A 16,462-nucleotide genomic window follows, 5' to 3' on the forward strand; every position below is an offset into this window, starting at 1 on the left:
TCTCCCCCGATGGCCGCCGATGTGATCTAGAGATGACAATCCTAAGAGGAGTAGTCGCCTCGCGACAGTCTGGTAAAGGTCGATGTTTGCGTGCTTTCCTCCCGCGCCGCGTCCTCGGCCTCGCACCCGGATCTCGCGCCTTGTCGCAGCTAGAGCGGGGTGGGCATGGATCCGGACGGCGGAGGGGTGTCGTGACAGTGACTTGAATCACTTGACAGAACACCCATCCGCCGACCCGGGAAAACGGTCGAGATCCCAGTGGTCGAGATGAGACGACCGCATTTCGTCGCGCCATTTCAGGATCGACGTTCGTTGACTTGTCAAGCAATTACCGCAGGCGAAGATCCACGGGCAGCTCATAGCACCCGTGCAGGTGCGTCGTCGTCCGGAAACGCACCTCCGAGCGCGGCACGGCCAGCGCGATGTCCGGGTAACGGGTGACGATCCGGTCCAGCGCGATCTCCAGTTCGGCCTTGGCCAGCAGCGCCCCGATGCAGGCGTGGATGCCGTGCCCGAAGGCGAGGCTGCGCCGCGTCCGGGGCCGATCGGCGTCGATCTCGTCCGGTCGCGGGAACGCCGCGTCGTCCCAGTTGGCCGCCTGCACGGAGGCGATCACGCCCTCGCCGGCCCGGATCGTCACCCCGCCCAGCTCCACATCGGCCAGTGCCGCCCGGCGGGGCGAGTCGCGCACCACGGAGTGGTAGCGGAGCAGCTCCTCGACCAGCTCCGGCAGGATCGAGCGGTCCGCGCGCACCCGGGCGGCGATGTCCGGCCGCTCGATCATCGTGAGCGTGCTCAGCTCGATCATGTGCGCCGTCGTGGCGAAACCGGCGAGCAGCAGCGAGCACGTGTACGAGACCAGCTCCACCGGGTCCAGCCCGGGGTTCTCCACGATGAGCCGGCTCAGCAACCGGTTGTCGGGCGCGGCGCGCTTCACCTCGATCAGGTTCAGCATGTACTGCAGCAGCTCGAGCTTCGCCTGCTGCCGCTCCGCCGAGTCGAGGTCGTCATGGGCCAGCACCAGCCGGATCCGCCGGACGAAGTAGTCGTACTCGTCCTGCGGCACGCCCAGCATCAGGCAGATGACCGAGGCGGGGATGGGCGTGGCGAAGTTGTCGACGAAGTCGAACGGCTGGGGCAGCGCCTCGATGGCGGCACACCGCTCGTCGGTGATCCGCTCGATGTCGGGGCGCAGCTCGTTGATGCGCTTCAGCGTGAACTCGCCTGCCGACATCCGCCGCATCTGGGTGTGCACCGGCGGATCGGCCTGGGTCATGTTGAGCGGCAGGTCCAGCCCGCCGGGCAGGTTCCAGCTCGGGAAGCCGGGCGACTTCGGGCTCGCGCTGAACGCGGGATGCGCGATGATCTCGCGGACCAGCTCGTAGCTCGTCGCCAGCCAGGTCCACGTGCCGTCGGGCAGCCGCACCTTGGTCAGCGGGCCGGAGCTGCGCAGGTCGGCCATCGCGGGCGGCGGCGCGTACGGGCAACCGGCCGGCGCCCCGTGCGGCAGATCCACCAGCTCCTGGTGCGGCGGGTCGGTGGCGATACTCATCGATGCACCTCGAATTCGTGTCGGTGGTTGATCACAGGTGGGCGTAGGCGCCCCGGAGGACGCGCGCGGTGATCCGCTTGCCGGGGACGACCGGCGCGATGCCGGCCGTCCGGGCCACGCCGCCGCGGAGGGTCCGCGCGATGGCGGCCGCCTGCACCTCCGCACACCGGACGGCCGCGTCGCCGCACCGGAACCTGTTCATGAGGAAGAGCCCGGCGCTGCCGGGAACGTCGAGAGCCACCCCGAGGCCGTCGCGCAGGCGTTCCTGCACGGGCCCGGGCAGGTGACCCGAGTCGTCGCGGAATCCGGTCGCGGCGATGACGGCGTCGAAGGCGTCCGCACCGTCGGCGAACAGCACGCGCTCCGGCTCGAGCGCCCGCACCGCCGCTCGCACGGTGATCCGTCCGTGGCTGAGAAAGGCGAGGAAGTGGTCGCTGAGCACGGGCGTGCTCCGGGCGAGCGGCAACGGCGGATCGGGCAGCCCGTACGCGCCGTACGGGCCGAGCACCTTGCGCACCACCGCCTCCGCGACGGCCGCGGTGACCCGCCCCGCCCCCGGCACCCGGTCGAGCCACCCGTCGGAGGACCGGTCGACCGGCCGGCCGAACAGCATCTTGGGCAGGTACCACTTCGGGGTGCGGGCGCTCACGGTCACCCGGGACGCCACGTCGGCCAGGTCGCACGCGATGTCCACGGCCGAGGCACCGTTGCCCACCACGAGCACCGCGCGGTCCCGGAACGCCCACGCGTTGCGGTACGACGACGAATGCGTGTACGGGTACGCCAGGTCCGCGGCGACCGGCACCCGGGGCCAGCGCGGCTCGACGTTGCGCCCGGTGGCGTCCACGACGGCGTCGAACGAGGCCGCCTCCACCGAGCCGTCCCGCTGGTCCTGCCACCGTACGAGCCACGTCCCGTCCGCCGGCCCCGACACCTCGGTGACCCGGCAGCCCCACCGGCGCTCCTGCGGCGCGCACTCCTCGGCGACCCGAGCCAGATAGTGCGAGTACGCGGAGTGGTGGACGAACTCCACCCACGGCTCGAGGGGGAGGTCCGTGCCCCGGAACGTGCTCTGCCGCCGGGACGTGTTCAGGAAGAGCGCGTCGTACACCCGGGAGCACGAGGACGAGCCGCTCCAGAGGCCGCCGCCGGTGAGATCCGCCGACAGCCAGGTGATGTGGGCCCCGGGCAGGGCCGTGGTGAGCTCCCGGACCGCCGCGATGCCGGAGATGCCCGAGCCGATGACGCAGACCCTCATGGGCCGGTCCTCGCCGGCACGTCGCTCTCGGTGAACATCGCCGAGCCCGGCCGGTCGCGGAAGAAGCGCCTGGCGACGTTGTAGGCGGGCACCTCGACGTACCGGTGCAGCGGCATCGCGAGCAGCACGATCACCCCGAAGTACGCCAGCACGAAGGCCACGTTCCAGGGCAGGTGCTCCAGCGTGCGCTCGGGCACGTCCAGCGTCGAGGAGAGCCAGCGCAGCAGGAACGGGTAGCTCGGCAGCAGGACGAGGAGCTGGATCGCGTACAGCCCGAACGACAGGTCGCCGAGCCGGACGAAGAACCGGTGCCGCAGGAAAGAGGCGTGCTCCGCCAGGTCGGCCTGGGCCAGCGACACCAGCAGGACCGCCAGCGGCACGAGGCCGACCGCCGTACGCTGCCAGTACCCCGGGGCGTAGGTGCCGATCAGGTAGCCGACCGCCACGAAGAGCCACGCCCAGCGCTGCCGGACGAAGGGCAGGGCGCCCCGGCGCAGCAGCAGGCAGCAGATCATGCCCACCACGAACTCCAGGAACCGGTACGGCGGGGCGGCGAGCGTGAACCAGTAGACGAGGTCGCCGCCGGTGCCCCCGGACGACAGGAACGCCGAACCGGCACCGTCCGGGTTCACGGTGAAATACCGCATGACGTACCACGGCAGCGCGAATTCCAGGAATACCGCGACCACCAGCATGATGCCGAGCGCGCGGGTGGACAACCGCCTCAGCAGGAACAGCGACAGCGGAAACAGAACGTAGAAGAACGCCTCGGTGCTCAGCGACCACGTCACCGGGTTGACGCCGTGATAAATCTCCTGGTACGGCACCCACGACTGCAGCATGCCCAGGTGCAGGACGATGTTCTCCGTGCTGATCGGCATACCGATCAGCAGAATGGCGATGATTGCCAGAGCCGACGTCACGAAATAGATCGGATAGAGCTTTCCCACGCGTTTGGCGCAGAAGTTCGCCAGGCTGGTGCCCTCCCGCGTGGTCAGCGTGAGCACGAAGCCGCTGAGCACGAAGAAGCTCGAGAGCGCCATGTTGCCGGCCATGGTGAGGAATCGCGGCCGGTCCAGCTGGACGAAGGTCAGCTTCCCCGATTCGAGCACGAACCGGAAGGTGAAGAAGTGGAAGACGTAGATCCAGGTCGACGTCAATCCGCGAAGCCCGGTCAGCGAGTCCAGCCGCGCCGACGCGGTGACCGATAACGACGGTTCGGCGACACGCAGCGCGCCGTCAGCCATACCGCACCCGCGAAGAAATCATGTTTTCGCTCCCCCGTTCGCTTGAGCGACACAACTATTGCCGAGGCTCAATGCGGGCACAAGCTTGCGGAGAAGGCCGTTAATCTGGTCTACAGGCGCGCTTTAGCGTTCTGCAATGCGGGCGCGCGCCAACCGGACGAACGGCACGTAGCGGCGGCAACCGGGCATCGGCGAACGGGCCGGGCTCCTGCTCAGCCGGCGGCGGAATTGGCCGATGGGACTGCTGTAACCCCCAAGCACCGTCTGGTGAGGATGTCATGGATCAGACCTTCCGCCCGCTGCTCGACGCCCTCAAACAGATGGGCATCGACGAGGACGTGGTGGACGCTGCCGCCGACGAGGCCCAGCGCACCGGCCGGTCGGTCCGTGCCGTCCTGATCAGCGAGCGGATCGTCACCGAGGAGCAGCTGACCGAGGCGGCCGCGTACGCGTTCGGCATGAACACCGTCGACCTGGTCGGCTATCCCCTCGACCCCACCGCGCTGCGGCGCATCCCGCTCTCGGTCGTCCTCCGCCACCGCGTCCTCGGCCTGGCGATCTCCGACGGCGAACTGACCGTCGGCGTCACCGACCCCGGCGACGTGGTGGCCCTCGACGACGTGCGGGCCGCGACCGGCATGACCGTACGCCCGGTCGTGGTGGCCCGCAGCGAGGTCCGCCGGATCATCGAGCGGCTGCAGCGCGAGGCCAGCGACCTCGGCGACCTCGCCGACACCTCGCTCGACGACCAGGCCGGCATGACCGCGCAGGTGACCAGCGCCGACGACGCGCCGATCGTGCGCTACGTCAACAACCTGATCGAGCAGGCCGTCCAGAACCGCGCCTCCGACCTGCACCTGGAGCCCACCGAGGACGAGATGCGGGTGCGCTACCGCATCGACGGCGTCCTGCACGAGCTGGACACCGTGCCGCGCGGCGTGATGTCGGCGCTGACCTCGCGCCTGAAGATCATGTCGGGCATCGACATCACCGAGAAGCGGGTGCCGCAGAACGGCCGCATCACCGTGGTGATCCGGGACCGCAAGGTCGACCTGCGCGCGGCCACGCTGCCGACCGTCTGGGGCGAGAAGATCGTCCTGCGCGTGCTCGACACCGGCGGCATCGACCTCGACATGGGCAAGCTCGGTTTCACCGAGCACAACCTCACCCGCTTCGCCGAGTCGTTCACCAAGCCGCACGGGATGGTCCTGGTCACCGGGCCCACCGGTTCCGGCAAGTCCACCACGCTGTACGCGACCCTGGGCCGGATCAGCCGGCCCGAGGTGAACGTCATCACCGTGGAGGACCCGGTCGAGTTCCGCATGCACGGCATCAACCAGGTGCAGGTCAACACGAAGGCCGGGCTGACGTTCGCCGCGGTGCTCCCGGCGATCCTGCGCTCCGACCCCGACGTCGTGCTGATCGGCGAGATCCGGGACGCGCACACCGCCCAGATCGCCGTCGAGGCGTCGCTCACCGGCCACCTCGTGCTCTCCACGCTGCACACCAACGACGCGCCGGGCGCGGTCACCCGCCTCACCGAGATGGGGATCGAGCCGTTCCTCGTCGGCTCGTCGCTGGACTGCGTCCTCGCGCAGCGGCTCGCCCGGCGGCTGTGCGACTGGTGCAAGGAGGCGTACGTGCCGACGGACGAGGAGCTGGAGGCCGCCCGGTGGCCGACACAGGACCTCAAGATCCCGGAGGCGCTGTACCGGCCGGTGGGCTGCCGCGACTGCGCCAACACCGGGTACCGCGGCCGGATCGCCCTGCACGAGGTCATGCCCATCTCGGCCGAGATCGAGTCGCTGACGATCCGCCGCGCTTCCTCCAACGAAATCCGCGAGGTCGCCCTGGACCAGGGCATGTACGACCTGCGCTCGGACGGTCTGGCCAAGGCGGCCGGCGGGCTGACGTCGCTCACCGAGGTCTCCCGGGTCGCGATCTGAGCACCCGGGGCCTGCCGCACAGGTCCTAAAGCCGCCCGCGGCCGTGCCGAATGGTGAGGCGTCAGAGGTTCACCAGCAGATTGCCGGGTGCAGCGGATGTACACGCTCGATCACGAAGTACCGCACCAGGCGGCGCCGCCGGCCGAGCCGGCCACGGACGACCTGGCCGTGCTCGACCAGATGCTCATCGCGCTCGTCGAGGCCCGCGGCTCCGACCTGCACCTGACGGTCGGAGCGCCGCCGATGATCCGGGTCGACGGCAGCCTGCGGCCGCTGCCCGGCTACGGCAAGCTGAACTCCGCCGACACCGCGCTGCTGGCCCGGGCCGCCGTCTCCGCCACGCAGTGGGAGCAGTTCCAGCGCGTGCAGGAGATGGACTTCGCGCACAGCATCGTGGGCGTCTCCCGCTTCCGCGGCAACCTCTACATCCAGCGCAACTCGTGCGGCGCGGTCTTCCGGGCCATCCCGCACAAGATCAAGCCGCTGGACGAGCTGGGCATGCCCGAGTCGGTGTCCCGCTTCGCCCACCTGCCGCGCGGCCTGGTGCTGGTCACCGGCCCGACCGGGTCCGGCAAGACCACGACGCTCGCCTCGGTGCTGGACCTGGCCAACCGCAGCCGCGCCGCGCACATCATCACGATCGAGGACCCGATCGAGTTCCTGCACCCGCACAAGCGCAGCGTGGTGAACCAGCGCGAGGTCGGCTCGGACACCGAGAACTTCGCGCAGGCCCTCAAGCACGCGCTGCGGCAGGACCCCGACATCATCCTCGTCGGCGAGCTGCGCGACCTGGAGACCACCGCGACGGCGCTGACCGCCGCGGAGACCGGTCACCTGGTGCTGGCGACCCTGCACACGCAGAGCGCCACGCAGACCATCGACCGCGTCATCGACATCTTCCCGCCGCACCAGCAGCTGCAGATCCGCGCCCAGCTCGCGGCCAGCCTCCAGGGCGTCGTCACCCAGGCGCTCGCGCCGCGGGCGGACAACAAGGGCCGGGCAGTGGTCTGCGAGATCCTGACCGCCACGCCGGCCATCCGCAGCCTCATCCGCGAGGGCAAGTCCCACCAGATCCCGTCGTTCATGCAGGCCGGGGGCGGCGAGGGCATGCTCGCCTTCGACCAGCACCTGGCCGAGCGGGTCCGCGAGGGCGTCGTGACGATCCAGTCCGCGATGGAGATCTGCCACTCCGCTGACGAACTCAAGCGCCTGATCGGACGGGTGTGACATGCCGGCCACCAAGACGTTCCACTACAACAGCATCGACGCGACCGGCCGCAAGACGAAGGGCACGGTCGAAGCGCCGAACGAGGCCGCGGCCACCCACATGCTGCGCCAGCGCGGCGAGGTGCCGCTCGAGCTCACCGCGGCCGGCCAGGGCCTGAACATGGACATCAAGATCCCGGGGATGGGCAACCGCACCAAGCTCAAGGATCTGGCGGTCTTCTCCCGGCAGTTCGCCACGATGACCGCGTCGGGCATGTCGCTGCTCCGCTCGCTGGCCATCCTCGAGGAGCAGACCACCGCGCTGTCGCTCAAGAAGGCGCTCGGCGACGTCCGCACGGACGTGTCCGGCGGCGTGTCGCTGTCGTCGGCGATGGCCAAGCACGACCGGATCTTCCCGCGGCTCATGATCGCCATGGTCCGCGCCGGCGAGGCGGGCGGCATGATCGACCGTGCGCTCGAGCAGATCGCCGACAGCATGGAGAAGGACACGGCGCTCCGCGGCAAGATCAAGGGGGCGCTGACCTACCCGGCGATCGTGCTCTGCTTCACGTTTCTGCTGATCGCGGCGGTGCTGAAGTTCATCGTCCCGATCTTCGAGAACATGTTCAAGAACCTCGGCGGCGAGCTGCCGGGCATCACTCAGTTCCTCGTCGACACCAGCCACAACATGTACTGGATCGGCCCGCTGACGCTCACGCTGCTGATCGGCGGGACGGTGGCGTACAAGCGCCAGATGCGGGCCAGCGAGTCGTTCCGGCTCACGGTCGACCGGGTGAAGCTCGGCATGCCGGTCTTCGGGCCGCTGTTCCGCAAGCTCGCGATGAGCCGCTTCTCCCGCAACCTGGGCCTGCTGCTGAACGTGGGCGTACCGGTCATGCAGGCGCTCGCGGTCGTCGGCGAGACCACCGGCAACGAGGTCATCAACATCGCCATGCGCGACGTGCAGTCCGCCGTACGCGACGGCCAGCCCATGTCCTCGGCCATGCGCCACCACAAGATCTTCCCCGAGATGGTCACCCAGATGATCGAAGTCGGCGAAGAAAGCGGTCAGATCAGTCAGATGCTCGACAAAGTTGCCGATTTCTACGACAGGGAAGTCGACAGCGCCGCCGAGTCCCTGACCGCCTCGATCGAACCGATCATGGTCCTCGTCATGGGTGCCGTGGTCGGTGGAATGGTGATCTGTCTGTACCTACCGATGTTCACCATCTACCAGAACATCCAGAGCAACTGACGCCCTGGAGCAAGGCGACCGGTCTCCCGGTCGACGTCGGGCGCCCGAGCCCGGACAACACCATCCCCGCCTCACCCTGACGCCACCGAAGGAGTCACCCCCAATGCAGGACATCATCAGCCGGCTGCGCGCCAAGAAGGACGACGAGGGCTTCACCCTCATCGAGCTCCTGGTCGTCGTGGTCATCATCGGCGTGCTGGTCGCCATCGCCGTGCCGGTCTACCTGAACTACCGGCAGGGCGCGGCGGACAAGTCGGCCCAGTCCGACGTCCGTGGCGCCATCAGCGCCGTCGAGCAGTACTACACCGACAACGGCAACACGTACCCGGCCGGCTTCGCCTCGCAGTCCTCGTCGCCGCAGACGATCGGCGGGCAGAAGATCACCCTGTCCGACAAGACCGTCATGACGCTCACGTCCACCACGACGTCTGCCACCTACAAGATCTGCGCCTACAACACCGGCGGCACCGACAAGAAGTACTACGTCTACGACAGCGCCGCCGGCGGATCGGTGTCCGGCAAGGTCTACGCGTCCTTCTCGATGACCGACTGCACCGGCTCCTGATCACGGCCACACCGGGTGGCGTCGCCGCGGCGGCGCCACCCACCACATCGGCGACCGACCGAGAAAGGACGGACCATGCCACAGCCACTGCTGCTGGGCGTCGTCGCCCTGCTCGGTCTCGCGGTCGGCTCGTTCCTCAACGTCGTGATCCACCGGGTGCCGCGCGGCGAGTCGCTCGTGCGGCCCGGCTCGCACTGCCCGTCCTGCGGGAACGCGGTCCGCAACCGGCACAACGTCCCGGTTCTCGGCTGGCTGCTGCTGCGCGGCCGGTGCGCCGACTGCAAGGCTGCGATCAGCGCCCGGTACCCACTCGTCGAGGCCGGCACCGCCGCGCTGTTCGTGGCGGTCGCGGCCCGGTTCGGCTGGTCGTGGGAGCTGCCCGCGTACCTGTACCTGGCCGCCGTGGCCATCGCGCTCGCCGCGATCGACCTGGACGTGCTGCGCCTGCCCGACCAGATCGTCCTGCCGTCGTACGCCGTCGCGGTCCTGCTCTTCCTGCCGGCCGCGATCGCCGGGCACAGCTGGGACGCCGCGCTCCGCGCGCTCCTGGCCGCCGGCTGCCTCTACGTCTTCTACCGCGGGCTCGCGCTCGTACCCCGGGGCATGGGCGGCGGCGACGTCAAGCTCGCCCCGCTGCTCGGCCTGTACCTGGGCTGGCTCGGCTGGAGCTCGGTCGCCGTGGGGGCGTTCGCGGGCTTCTTCCTCGGCGGCCTCGTGGCCGCCGTGCTGATGCTGGTCAAGGCGGCCGGCCGCGGCAGCCGCATCCCGTTCGGGCCGTACATGCTGGCGGGCTCGTTCCTGGCGGTCTTCGCCGCGGCCCCCATCGCCGACTGGTACGCCGCCCTGCTCTTCCCGACCGTCTGACCGCAACGACCGCTACCGAGAGAGGAAGGAACCGATGGCTGGCGTCAATCCGATCGGGCTGGACATCGGCTCGTCGTCCGTCCGTGCCGTGGAGGTACGCCGGGCCAAGGACGACTTCACCCTCACCAACTTCGGCCAGGTGCCGCTCCCGCCGGGAACGGTGCAGGCCGGGATCCTCGCCGAGCCGGTCGCGCTCACCTCGGCGCTCAAGCAGCTCTGGGCCGCCTGCAAGTTCACCACCAAGAAGGTCATGCTCGGCGTGACGAACCCGCAGCTGGTCGTCCGCGAGATGTCGGTGTCGAACCTGCCGGCCAAGGAGATGCGCAAGTCGCTGCCCTTCCAGGTACGCGACATGCTGCCGCTGGCCGTGGAGCGTTCGCTGCTGGACTTCCGCCCGCTCGAGGAGCCGGGCACCGACCCGACGGTCCGGGGCCTGCTCATCGCGATCCCCAAGGACGCGGTGATGGAGCTGGTCCAGGCGGTCGAGAAGGCGGGCCTGCACGTCGTGAACGTCGACCTGGCCTCGTTCGCCCTGCTGCGCGCCGCCTCCCGGCTGGACGCCCAGGTCGAGGCCATCGTCGACATCGGCGCGGAGGTCACCAGCGTGGTCGTGCACGCCGACGGCGAGCCGTTGATCGTGCGTACCGTGCCGCGCGGCGGCGTGGAGATCACCGAGAGCATCGCCACCCGGCTGGGTATGCCGCCGGCCGAGGCGGAGGCCCTCAAGTGCCGCTTCGGGCTGCACGGCGACGGCCGGCCGGACACCGCGACGGCGGCGGCCGACGCGGTCCGCCCGCTCATCAGCGAGCTGCGCAGCTCGTTCACCTACCTCGCCTCGGGCGAGCGCCAGAAACAGGTGACCCGGGTGTCGCTCTGCGGCGGCAGCGCGCTCATGCCCGGCCTGGCCGAGCACGTGCAGCGGCAGCTCGGCGTCTCGGTCATGTACGCCGACAACGCCGGCCGCCTGCGCGACACCCGCAAGGCCCGGCAGCGCGGCTTCGACAGTTTCCTGCCGTCGGCGGCGGTGTCGATCGGCCTGACCCTGGGAGCGGCAGCCTGATGGCCACCACCCTCCTGCCGGTCGACCCGGCGATGTCCCCGCAGCGGGCCACCCGGCTGCTGACGATCTCGGCGAACCTGCTGCCCGAGGAGGTCGTCCGGGCGCGGCAGATCGGCCGTACCCGGGTCTGGGTGATCGTCTTCGTGGTCCTCGTGGCCGCCGCCTGCGGTGGCTGGGTCGCGTACGCCAACAACCGCAAGCAGCTGGCCGACCGGGAGCTGACCGAGGCCACCACCCAGGTGCTCGCCCTGCAACGCGACCAGCGCAAATACGCCGACGTGGTCAAGGTGCGCAGCGACACCGAGCTGCTCAAGAAGCAACTCAAGTCCGTCATGGCACAGGACCTCGACTGGGGCACGCTGCTCACGCTGCTGCGCACCACCGGCGCACCGGCGAAGATCGCGGTCACCGGCGTCAACGGCAAGCTGACCACCGCCGGCGACGCCGCGGAGACCACCGGCGCGCTGCCCAGCACCAGCGAGTCCGGCTCGATCGGGCAGGTCGCCGTCACCGGCACCGCCCCCGACAAGAAGGCCGTCGCCGCGTACGTGGACCTGCTCGCCAAGCAGCCGACGCTGGCCAACCCGTACGTGACCAACGTCGCGGCGACCGAGGACCACAAGGTGACGTTCAGCCTCACCGTCGACATCACCCAGAAAGCGCTCTGCGGCCGGTTCGGTCAGGCGGCCTGCAAGCCCAGCGGAGGCAAGTGATGGTTACCCGATACGGCAACCGGCTCTGGCTGGCCGCGGGCTGCCTGGTCATCGCCCTGCTCGTGGCCGGGACGTACTTCGGCGTGGTCAGCACGATGTCCAGCGACACCGATGCCCTGCACGACCAGACCGGTACGGCGCACCTGCAGATGGTGGGCCTGCGCAAGCAGATCGCCAAGCTGGAGGCGGACCGGAAGAACGAGAAGCAGCTCACCGCCGCGAGGGACGCCTACCGCGACGCGCTGCCGACCGACTCCGGGGTGCCCGCGTTCCTGCGGCAGCTGCAGGCGTCGGGCTCCGACGTCGGGGTCGACGTCAGCGGCCTCACCGTCGGCACCCCGACGAAGGACGAGGCCGTGCCCGGCGTGTGGTCCATCGAGATCCAGCTGACCGCGGACGGCAAGCCGGACGAGCTGGACGACTTCCTCGGCCAGCTGCAGGGCAGCGCCCAGAAGCGCGCGGTCCTCATCGAGTCCGCCGGCCTCGCCAACAGCGAGAGCGCGGACCCCAAGGATCTGCGCCTGAACCTCACGGTCAAGGCGTTCGTGGCACCGCCGGTCGGCGCCGGAGCACCCACGGTCACCACGAACTGATGGGTGACGTCGAGGGCGCGATGCAGACCCCGGACGGGGCCTGGCGGGTCGAGGTGGTCCGCCGCGGCCGCACCCGCTGGTACCGCATCGTGCACGGCGACGACGTGCTCGACTGGCTCTCCATCGCCGCGGTCGAGCGCATCCTCGACGAGGCCGGCGTGCCCCGGCACCTGCTGGTGGAGGCGGACCCGGCGGCGTGAGCCCAGGCAATCCTCAAGTCCCGGGCCCGCCGACCGAAGAGACGGGCATGCCGACCGACCGAGCCGCTGTCGCCGTACCCCGTGCGCCCCACCGGCGCGCCGTGGGCGACGGCGGCTTCTCGCTGGTCGAGATCCTGGTCGCGATGGCGATCATCGGAACCGTGATGGGCGCCTCGGTGCCGTTCATGGTCCGTACCCTCGCCGCCAGCGACCAGCAGGCGGACCAGCAGGTCGCGATCCAGCTCGCCACCGACGGGCTGGAACGGGTCCGGGCCCTGAACCCCAAGTCGCTGCTGACCGGGCGCGGGGAGCTGAGCGTCAAGCAGCAGTGGGACACCGCCCCCGCGGCGGTGAAGTCGCGGCTCGCCACGATGCGCTCGGCGTCGGACCCGATGCTGCCGGCCGGATCCACCGAGGGCCGGCTGGCGCCGCTGCCCACCACGGCCGTCGGCACCGCCGTCAACGGCACGACCTACCAGACCCAGTGGTACGTCGGCCGGTGCTGGCAGAGCGTGGCCACCGGCAGCCCGTCCGTCGTCGGGGCGTGCACCGCACCCGCCGACGCCACCGTGACCCCGGCCGGCCCGGCGTTCTACCGGGTCGTGGTCGCCACGACGTGGACCAGCCGCGCCTGCACGACCGTGGACCACGTCTGCGCGTACCTGGCCTCGACGATGACCAGCATCGGCATCGACCCGGTCTTCGACACCAAGCGCCCGGCGCCCACGGTCAACGACCCGGCCGCCCAGGTCAGCTACGTGGGCGACACCGTCAGCCTGCAGGTGGCGTCCGCCGGCGGCACCCTGCCGCTGACCTGGTCGGCGACCGGCCTGCCCGCGGGCCTCACGATGACCGCCGCGACCGGCCTGATCAGCGGTACGCCGACCACGGCCGGCACCTCCTCGGTCACGGTGACCGTGATCGACCGCGACAAGCGCACCGACGTCTCCAGCTTCACCTGGAAGGTCGTCGCGGTCCCGGTGCTCACCAGCCCGGGCAACCAGACGAGCCGGACCGGCACCGCGGTGAACCTGCAGCCGGTGCTGACCGGCGGCCAGGCGCCGCTGACGTGGACCATCACCGGCCTGCCGACCGGGCTCAGCTACAACACGACGACCGGGCTCATCACCGGCACGCCGACCACCGTGCAGACGCTCACCACGACGATCACGGTGACCGACGCCGGGAAGCGCGCCGCCACGGCCACGTTCTCGTGGCGCGTGCTGACGCCGGTGCAGCTGTACAACCCCGGGCCGCAGAGCATGACGAACAACTCCAACGTCGGCACGTTCACGCCGTACGCGTACGGCGGAACGGGGTCGTACACCTGGCAGGCGCAGAACCTGCCGGACGGCCTGACGATGAACCCGTCCACCGGCGAGGTCAGCGGCGTGGTCGTGCACGGCACCCGGTACGTCGTCACCGTCACGGTGACCGACAGCGCCGGCGGCACCGCGACGATGACGGTGGTCTGCACCGTGACCCCGAGCTCCGGCGGCGACCTGACGATCACGTCGCCCACCGGCAACCCGGACCGCAGTACGCCCGTGAACACCGCCGTGAACTTCACCGCGGGATCGACCGGCTCCAACCCGAACTCGCACACCTGGACGGCGACGAACCTGCCGCCCGGCGTGACGATCGCGCGGACGTCGACCGGCCCCGGCAACACGTCGACCGCCACGGTCAGCGGCAAGCCGACGGCCAAGGGTACGTACAACGTGACCCTGATCGTGACCAGCGACTCGAGCGTCGCCAAGCTGATGTTCACCTGGACCGTCACGTGACGCGGCGGCGGACCGACGACGCCGGTGCGTCGCTGGCGGAGCTGCTCGTGACCCTCGCGGTCATGTCCGTGGTGATGGTGCTCTTCACCGGCGCCATCGTGCAGATCTACCGCACGGTCAACGCCACCGAGGCGCTGAGCGACTCGCAGAACGAGCTGAGCCGCGCGTTCCAGCGCTTCGACCGGGAGCTGCGCTACGCCTCCTGGATCGCCGACCCGAGCAACCAGGACGCCACCTCCACCGGTCCCTGGTACGTCGAGTTCGCCGGGCCCGACCCGACGACGTGCTTCCAGCTGCAGCTCATGCCCGGCGCGCAGAACAAGGGCGTGCTGCGGCTGCTCACCTGGACCCGGGGCGCACCTCTGCCGGCCGGGACGCCGGGGCAGACCATCGCGTCGCAGGTCGACACGACGGCGGCCAGGCGGCCGTTCTTCGAGAAGCAGGCGTACGGCGCCACCCCGTACGCGAGCCCGACCGCCACGCCCAGCGGCGGCCCCGTCGGCACCGGCTTCCAGAGCGTCTTCCAGCGGCTCCGGATCAAGCTGACCACCCGGTCCGGGGCCGGCACCGCGCAGATCGACACCACGTTCACCGCGCTCAACACCACCAAGGACACGCCCGCCGGCAACGGCTGCAGCGAAGGGAGGCCGACGCCGTGAGGAACCCGTTCCGCCGCCGGCGGCCGCGCGACGAAGGCTCGATGCCCATGGCGCTGCTGGTCACCATGGTCGCCATGTCGCTGACCGCGAGCCTGGTGCCGGTCGTCGTCCGGCAGTTCACCACGACGCGTACGGCCGACTCGCGCACGGTCGCCCTCGACGCCGCGCAGATCGGCATCGACGTGGCGCTCGGCCAGCTGCGCGCCGCCGGCACCGCCGGTACGGCCACCGACGGCAGCCCGATCATGAAGGGCGTGCTGGAGAGCCTGCCGCCCTGCACGCTCAAGGGCAGCCAGGACAGCGGCGGCATGCTGAACGCGAAGGACTCGCTGCTGTACTACGGCGTGAAGATCGCCTACTACGGGGTGCCCGACGACGCGACCGACCCCACGCCGGCGCTGCTGCCGTGTCCCCCGGTCAGCGTCCCCACGACCGCCGTGATCACCGCGACCGGCTCCGGCTCGGCCACCGCGACGCTCACCAAGGGCACGGCCGGTACGCGCACCCTCGAGGCCACGTACACCTTCAAGACCAACAACGAGAACATCACCGGCGGCGCGGTCAAGCTCGCCGCCCCGACCAGCCCGCAGCAGCTGTGCATGGACGGCGGCGCCGACGCCACGCCCGCCGCCGGCACCGCCGTGATGATGCAGTGGTGCAAGGGCGGCACCAGCGACCAGCGGTTCGCGTACACCGCGGATCTCAATCTCAAGCTGGTGGGCTCCGAGACGGGCGTGGCTCCGAACGGCATGTGCCTGGACGCCCCGCTTCCGCACAAGAGCAAGGACCCCGTCACCTTCCAGCCCTGTCTCGGCCGCAGCGCCCGGCAGCAATGGAGTCTCAACAACAGCGGCAACTTCCAGGGCACCTCGGACGGCGTGAACCTGGACGCGTACTGCCTCAACCTCAAGAGCTCCGGCACCCCGGACGCCCTGATCATCGACGGGTGCGGCGGCACCGCGAACAAGCAGGTCTTCCGGCCGGAGGCGAAGGTCGGCGCCGGCATGGCCTCCGGCAAGACCAACCAGCTGGTGAACTACAAGCAGTTCAGCCGCTGCCTCGACGTCACGAACCACACGGCCACGTACAGCTACATGATCGTCTGGTTCTGCAAGCAGGACCCGGCCGGCAACGTCTCCTGGAACCAGCAGTGGGCACTGCCGACGATCTCGATCGACCTGAAGAACGCGACCAAGGAACGCATCCGGACCGCCGGCCCGAGCAACCCCGGGTACTGCCTGCGGACGCCGGACGCGATCAGCGGCTACGTCACCATGAAGCCCTGCCCCGCGGCCGGCTCGGGCCCGATCCCCGAGAAGAACATGGAGTGGACCGTGTACGGCGACACCGGCAACCCGGTCACGAGTTACCGCATCGTCGACACCAACGGCGACTGCCTCACGCCCACCGACCTGACCGTCGCCACCCCGGACACCCACAGCGACGGCACCGCCAAGGTGAAGGTCGCGCCCTGCACCGGCGACGAGCTGCAGAAGTGGAACGCGCCGCCGTACTTCAACGCGCCGCTGGTGCTGACCAACACCAAGGAGAAGTAGG

Annotated in this window: 15 protein-coding genes; 12 read left to right on the forward strand and 3 right to left on the reverse strand. The window is 70.0% G+C overall.

Translation table 11 applies throughout. The features are described 5' to 3' along the window. Positions 1-328: 328 nt before the first annotated feature. Genes COUCH_RS33575 through COUCH_RS33585 form a run of 3 tightly spaced genes read right to left on the reverse strand, consistent with a single transcriptional unit; the run spans position 329 to position 4,057 of the window. Positions 329-1,552 (reverse strand): cytochrome P450, encoded by a 1,224-nt coding sequence (locus COUCH_RS33575; protein WP_249609190.1) that lies wholly within the window; start codon positions 1,550-1,552, stop codon positions 329-331. 31 nt (positions 1,553-1,583) lie between these two features. Next, positions 1,584-2,810: a flavin-containing monooxygenase gene (locus COUCH_RS33580; protein WP_249609191.1), complete on the reverse strand. Its 1,227-nt coding sequence runs from the start codon at positions 2,808-2,810 to the stop codon at positions 1,584-1,586. Beyond that, on the reverse strand, positions 2,807-4,057 hold the full coding sequence (locus COUCH_RS33585; RefSeq protein ID WP_249609192.1) for an acyltransferase family protein: 1,251 nt from the start codon (positions 4,055-4,057) through the stop codon (positions 2,807-2,809). The genes COUCH_RS33580 and COUCH_RS33585 overlap by 4 nt, the downstream gene beginning before the upstream one ends. 278 nt (positions 4,058-4,335) lie before the next feature. Here COUCH_RS33585 and COUCH_RS33590 point away from each other — a divergent pair, with 278 nt between their 5' ends. The 12 genes from COUCH_RS33590 to COUCH_RS33645 all read left to right on the forward strand — a co-directional run bounded on the left by COUCH_RS33590 (position 4,336) and on the right by COUCH_RS33645 (position 16,461). After that, on the forward strand, positions 4,336-6,003 hold the full coding sequence (locus COUCH_RS33590; RefSeq protein ID WP_249609193.1) for a GspE/PulE family protein: 1,668 nt from the start codon (positions 4,336-4,338) through the stop codon (positions 6,001-6,003). Between the two features lie 96 nt (positions 6,004-6,099). Then, positions 6,100-7,230 (forward strand): type IV pilus twitching motility protein PilT, encoded by a 1,131-nt coding sequence (locus COUCH_RS33595; protein ID WP_249609194.1) that lies wholly within the window; start codon positions 6,100-6,102, stop codon positions 7,228-7,230. 1 nt (position 7,231) lies between these two features. Further along, complete coding sequence (locus tag COUCH_RS33600) at positions 7,232-8,464, forward strand: type II secretion system F family protein (protein WP_249609195.1); 1,233 nt, start codon at positions 7,232-7,234, stop codon at positions 8,462-8,464. A 103-nt stretch (positions 8,465-8,567) separates the two neighbouring features. Continuing rightward, entirely contained in the window at positions 8,568-9,029 is a 462-nt protein-coding gene (locus COUCH_RS33605) for a type II secretion system protein (protein ID WP_249609196.1), read from the forward strand. A 75-nt stretch (positions 9,030-9,104) separates the two neighbouring features. Then, entirely contained in the window at positions 9,105-9,893 is a 789-nt protein-coding gene (locus COUCH_RS33610; RefSeq protein WP_249609197.1) for a prepilin peptidase, read from the forward strand. A gap of 34 nt (positions 9,894-9,927) precedes the next feature. Beyond that, positions 9,928-10,953: a type IV pilus assembly protein PilM gene (gene pilM / locus COUCH_RS33615; RefSeq protein WP_249609198.1), complete on the forward strand. Its 1,026-nt coding sequence runs from the start codon at positions 9,928-9,930 to the stop codon at positions 10,951-10,953. After that, on the forward strand, positions 10,953-11,666 hold the full coding sequence (locus COUCH_RS33620; protein ID WP_249609199.1) for a PilN domain-containing protein: 714 nt from the start codon (positions 10,953-10,955) through the stop codon (positions 11,664-11,666). Before pilM ends, COUCH_RS33620 begins: the two co-directional genes overlap by 1 nt. Continuing rightward, positions 11,666-12,259 carry a type 4a pilus biogenesis protein PilO gene (gene pilO, locus COUCH_RS33625; protein ID WP_249609200.1) on the forward strand — a complete coding sequence of 198 codons (594 nt, stop codon included), beginning with the start codon at positions 11,666-11,668 and terminating at the stop codon, positions 12,257-12,259. The genes COUCH_RS33620 and pilO overlap by 1 nt, the downstream gene beginning before the upstream one ends. Beyond that, entirely contained in the window at positions 12,259-12,459 is a 201-nt protein-coding gene (locus COUCH_RS33630; protein ID WP_249609201.1) for a hypothetical protein, read from the forward strand. Before pilO ends, COUCH_RS33630 begins: the two co-directional genes overlap by 1 nt. A 47-nt stretch (positions 12,460-12,506) precedes the next feature. Then, positions 12,507-14,246, forward strand: coding sequence for a putative Ig domain-containing protein (locus COUCH_RS33635; protein WP_249609202.1), 1,740 nt, complete (start codon positions 12,507-12,509; stop codon positions 14,244-14,246). Then, positions 14,243-14,905, forward strand: coding sequence for a hypothetical protein (locus tag COUCH_RS33640; RefSeq protein ID WP_249609203.1), 663 nt, complete (start codon positions 14,243-14,245; stop codon positions 14,903-14,905). Before COUCH_RS33635 ends, COUCH_RS33640 begins: the two co-directional genes overlap by 4 nt. After that, entirely contained in the window at positions 14,902-16,461 is a 1,560-nt protein-coding gene (locus COUCH_RS33645; protein ID WP_249609204.1) for a ricin-type beta-trefoil lectin domain protein, read from the forward strand. Before COUCH_RS33640 ends, COUCH_RS33645 begins: the two co-directional genes overlap by 4 nt. The last annotated feature ends 1 nt before the right edge of the window (position 16,462 follow it).

Source organism: Couchioplanes caeruleus, assembly GCF_023499255.1.
GTDB lineage: Bacteria > Actinomycetota > Actinomycetes > Mycobacteriales > Micromonosporaceae > Actinoplanes > Actinoplanes caeruleus_A.

Coding starts and splice junctions, on each gene's coding strand:
- COUCH_RS33575 (WP_249609190.1), bottom strand. CDS start 1,552: ATGAGTATCGCCACCGACCCGCCGCACCAGGAGCTGGTGGATCTGCCG.
- COUCH_RS33580 (WP_249609191.1), bottom strand. CDS start 2,810: ATGAGGGTCTGCGTCATCGGCTCGGGCATCTCCGGCATCGCGGCGGTC.
- COUCH_RS33585 (WP_249609192.1), bottom strand. CDS start 4,057: ATGGCTGACGGCGCGCTGCGTGTCGCCGAACCGTCGTTATCGGTCACC.
- COUCH_RS33590 (WP_249609193.1), top strand. CDS start 4,336: ATGGATCAGACCTTCCGCCCGCTGCTCGACGCCCTCAAACAGATGGGC.
- COUCH_RS33595 (WP_249609194.1), top strand. CDS start 6,100: ATGTACACGCTCGATCACGAAGTACCGCACCAGGCGGCGCCGCCGGCC.
- COUCH_RS33600 (WP_249609195.1), top strand. CDS start 7,232: ATGCCGGCCACCAAGACGTTCCACTACAACAGCATCGACGCGACCGGC.
- COUCH_RS33605 (WP_249609196.1), top strand. CDS start 8,568: ATGCAGGACATCATCAGCCGGCTGCGCGCCAAGAAGGACGACGAGGGC.
- COUCH_RS33610 (WP_249609197.1), top strand. CDS start 9,105: ATGCCACAGCCACTGCTGCTGGGCGTCGTCGCCCTGCTCGGTCTCGCG.
- pilM (WP_249609198.1), top strand. CDS start 9,928: ATGGCTGGCGTCAATCCGATCGGGCTGGACATCGGCTCGTCGTCCGTC.
- COUCH_RS33620 (WP_249609199.1), top strand. CDS start 10,953: ATGGCCACCACCCTCCTGCCGGTCGACCCGGCGATGTCCCCGCAGCGG.
- pilO (WP_249609200.1), top strand. CDS start 11,666: ATGGTTACCCGATACGGCAACCGGCTCTGGCTGGCCGCGGGCTGCCTG.
- COUCH_RS33630 (WP_249609201.1), top strand. CDS start 12,259: ATGGGTGACGTCGAGGGCGCGATGCAGACCCCGGACGGGGCCTGGCGG.
- COUCH_RS33635 (WP_249609202.1), top strand. CDS start 12,507: ATGCCGACCGACCGAGCCGCTGTCGCCGTACCCCGTGCGCCCCACCGG.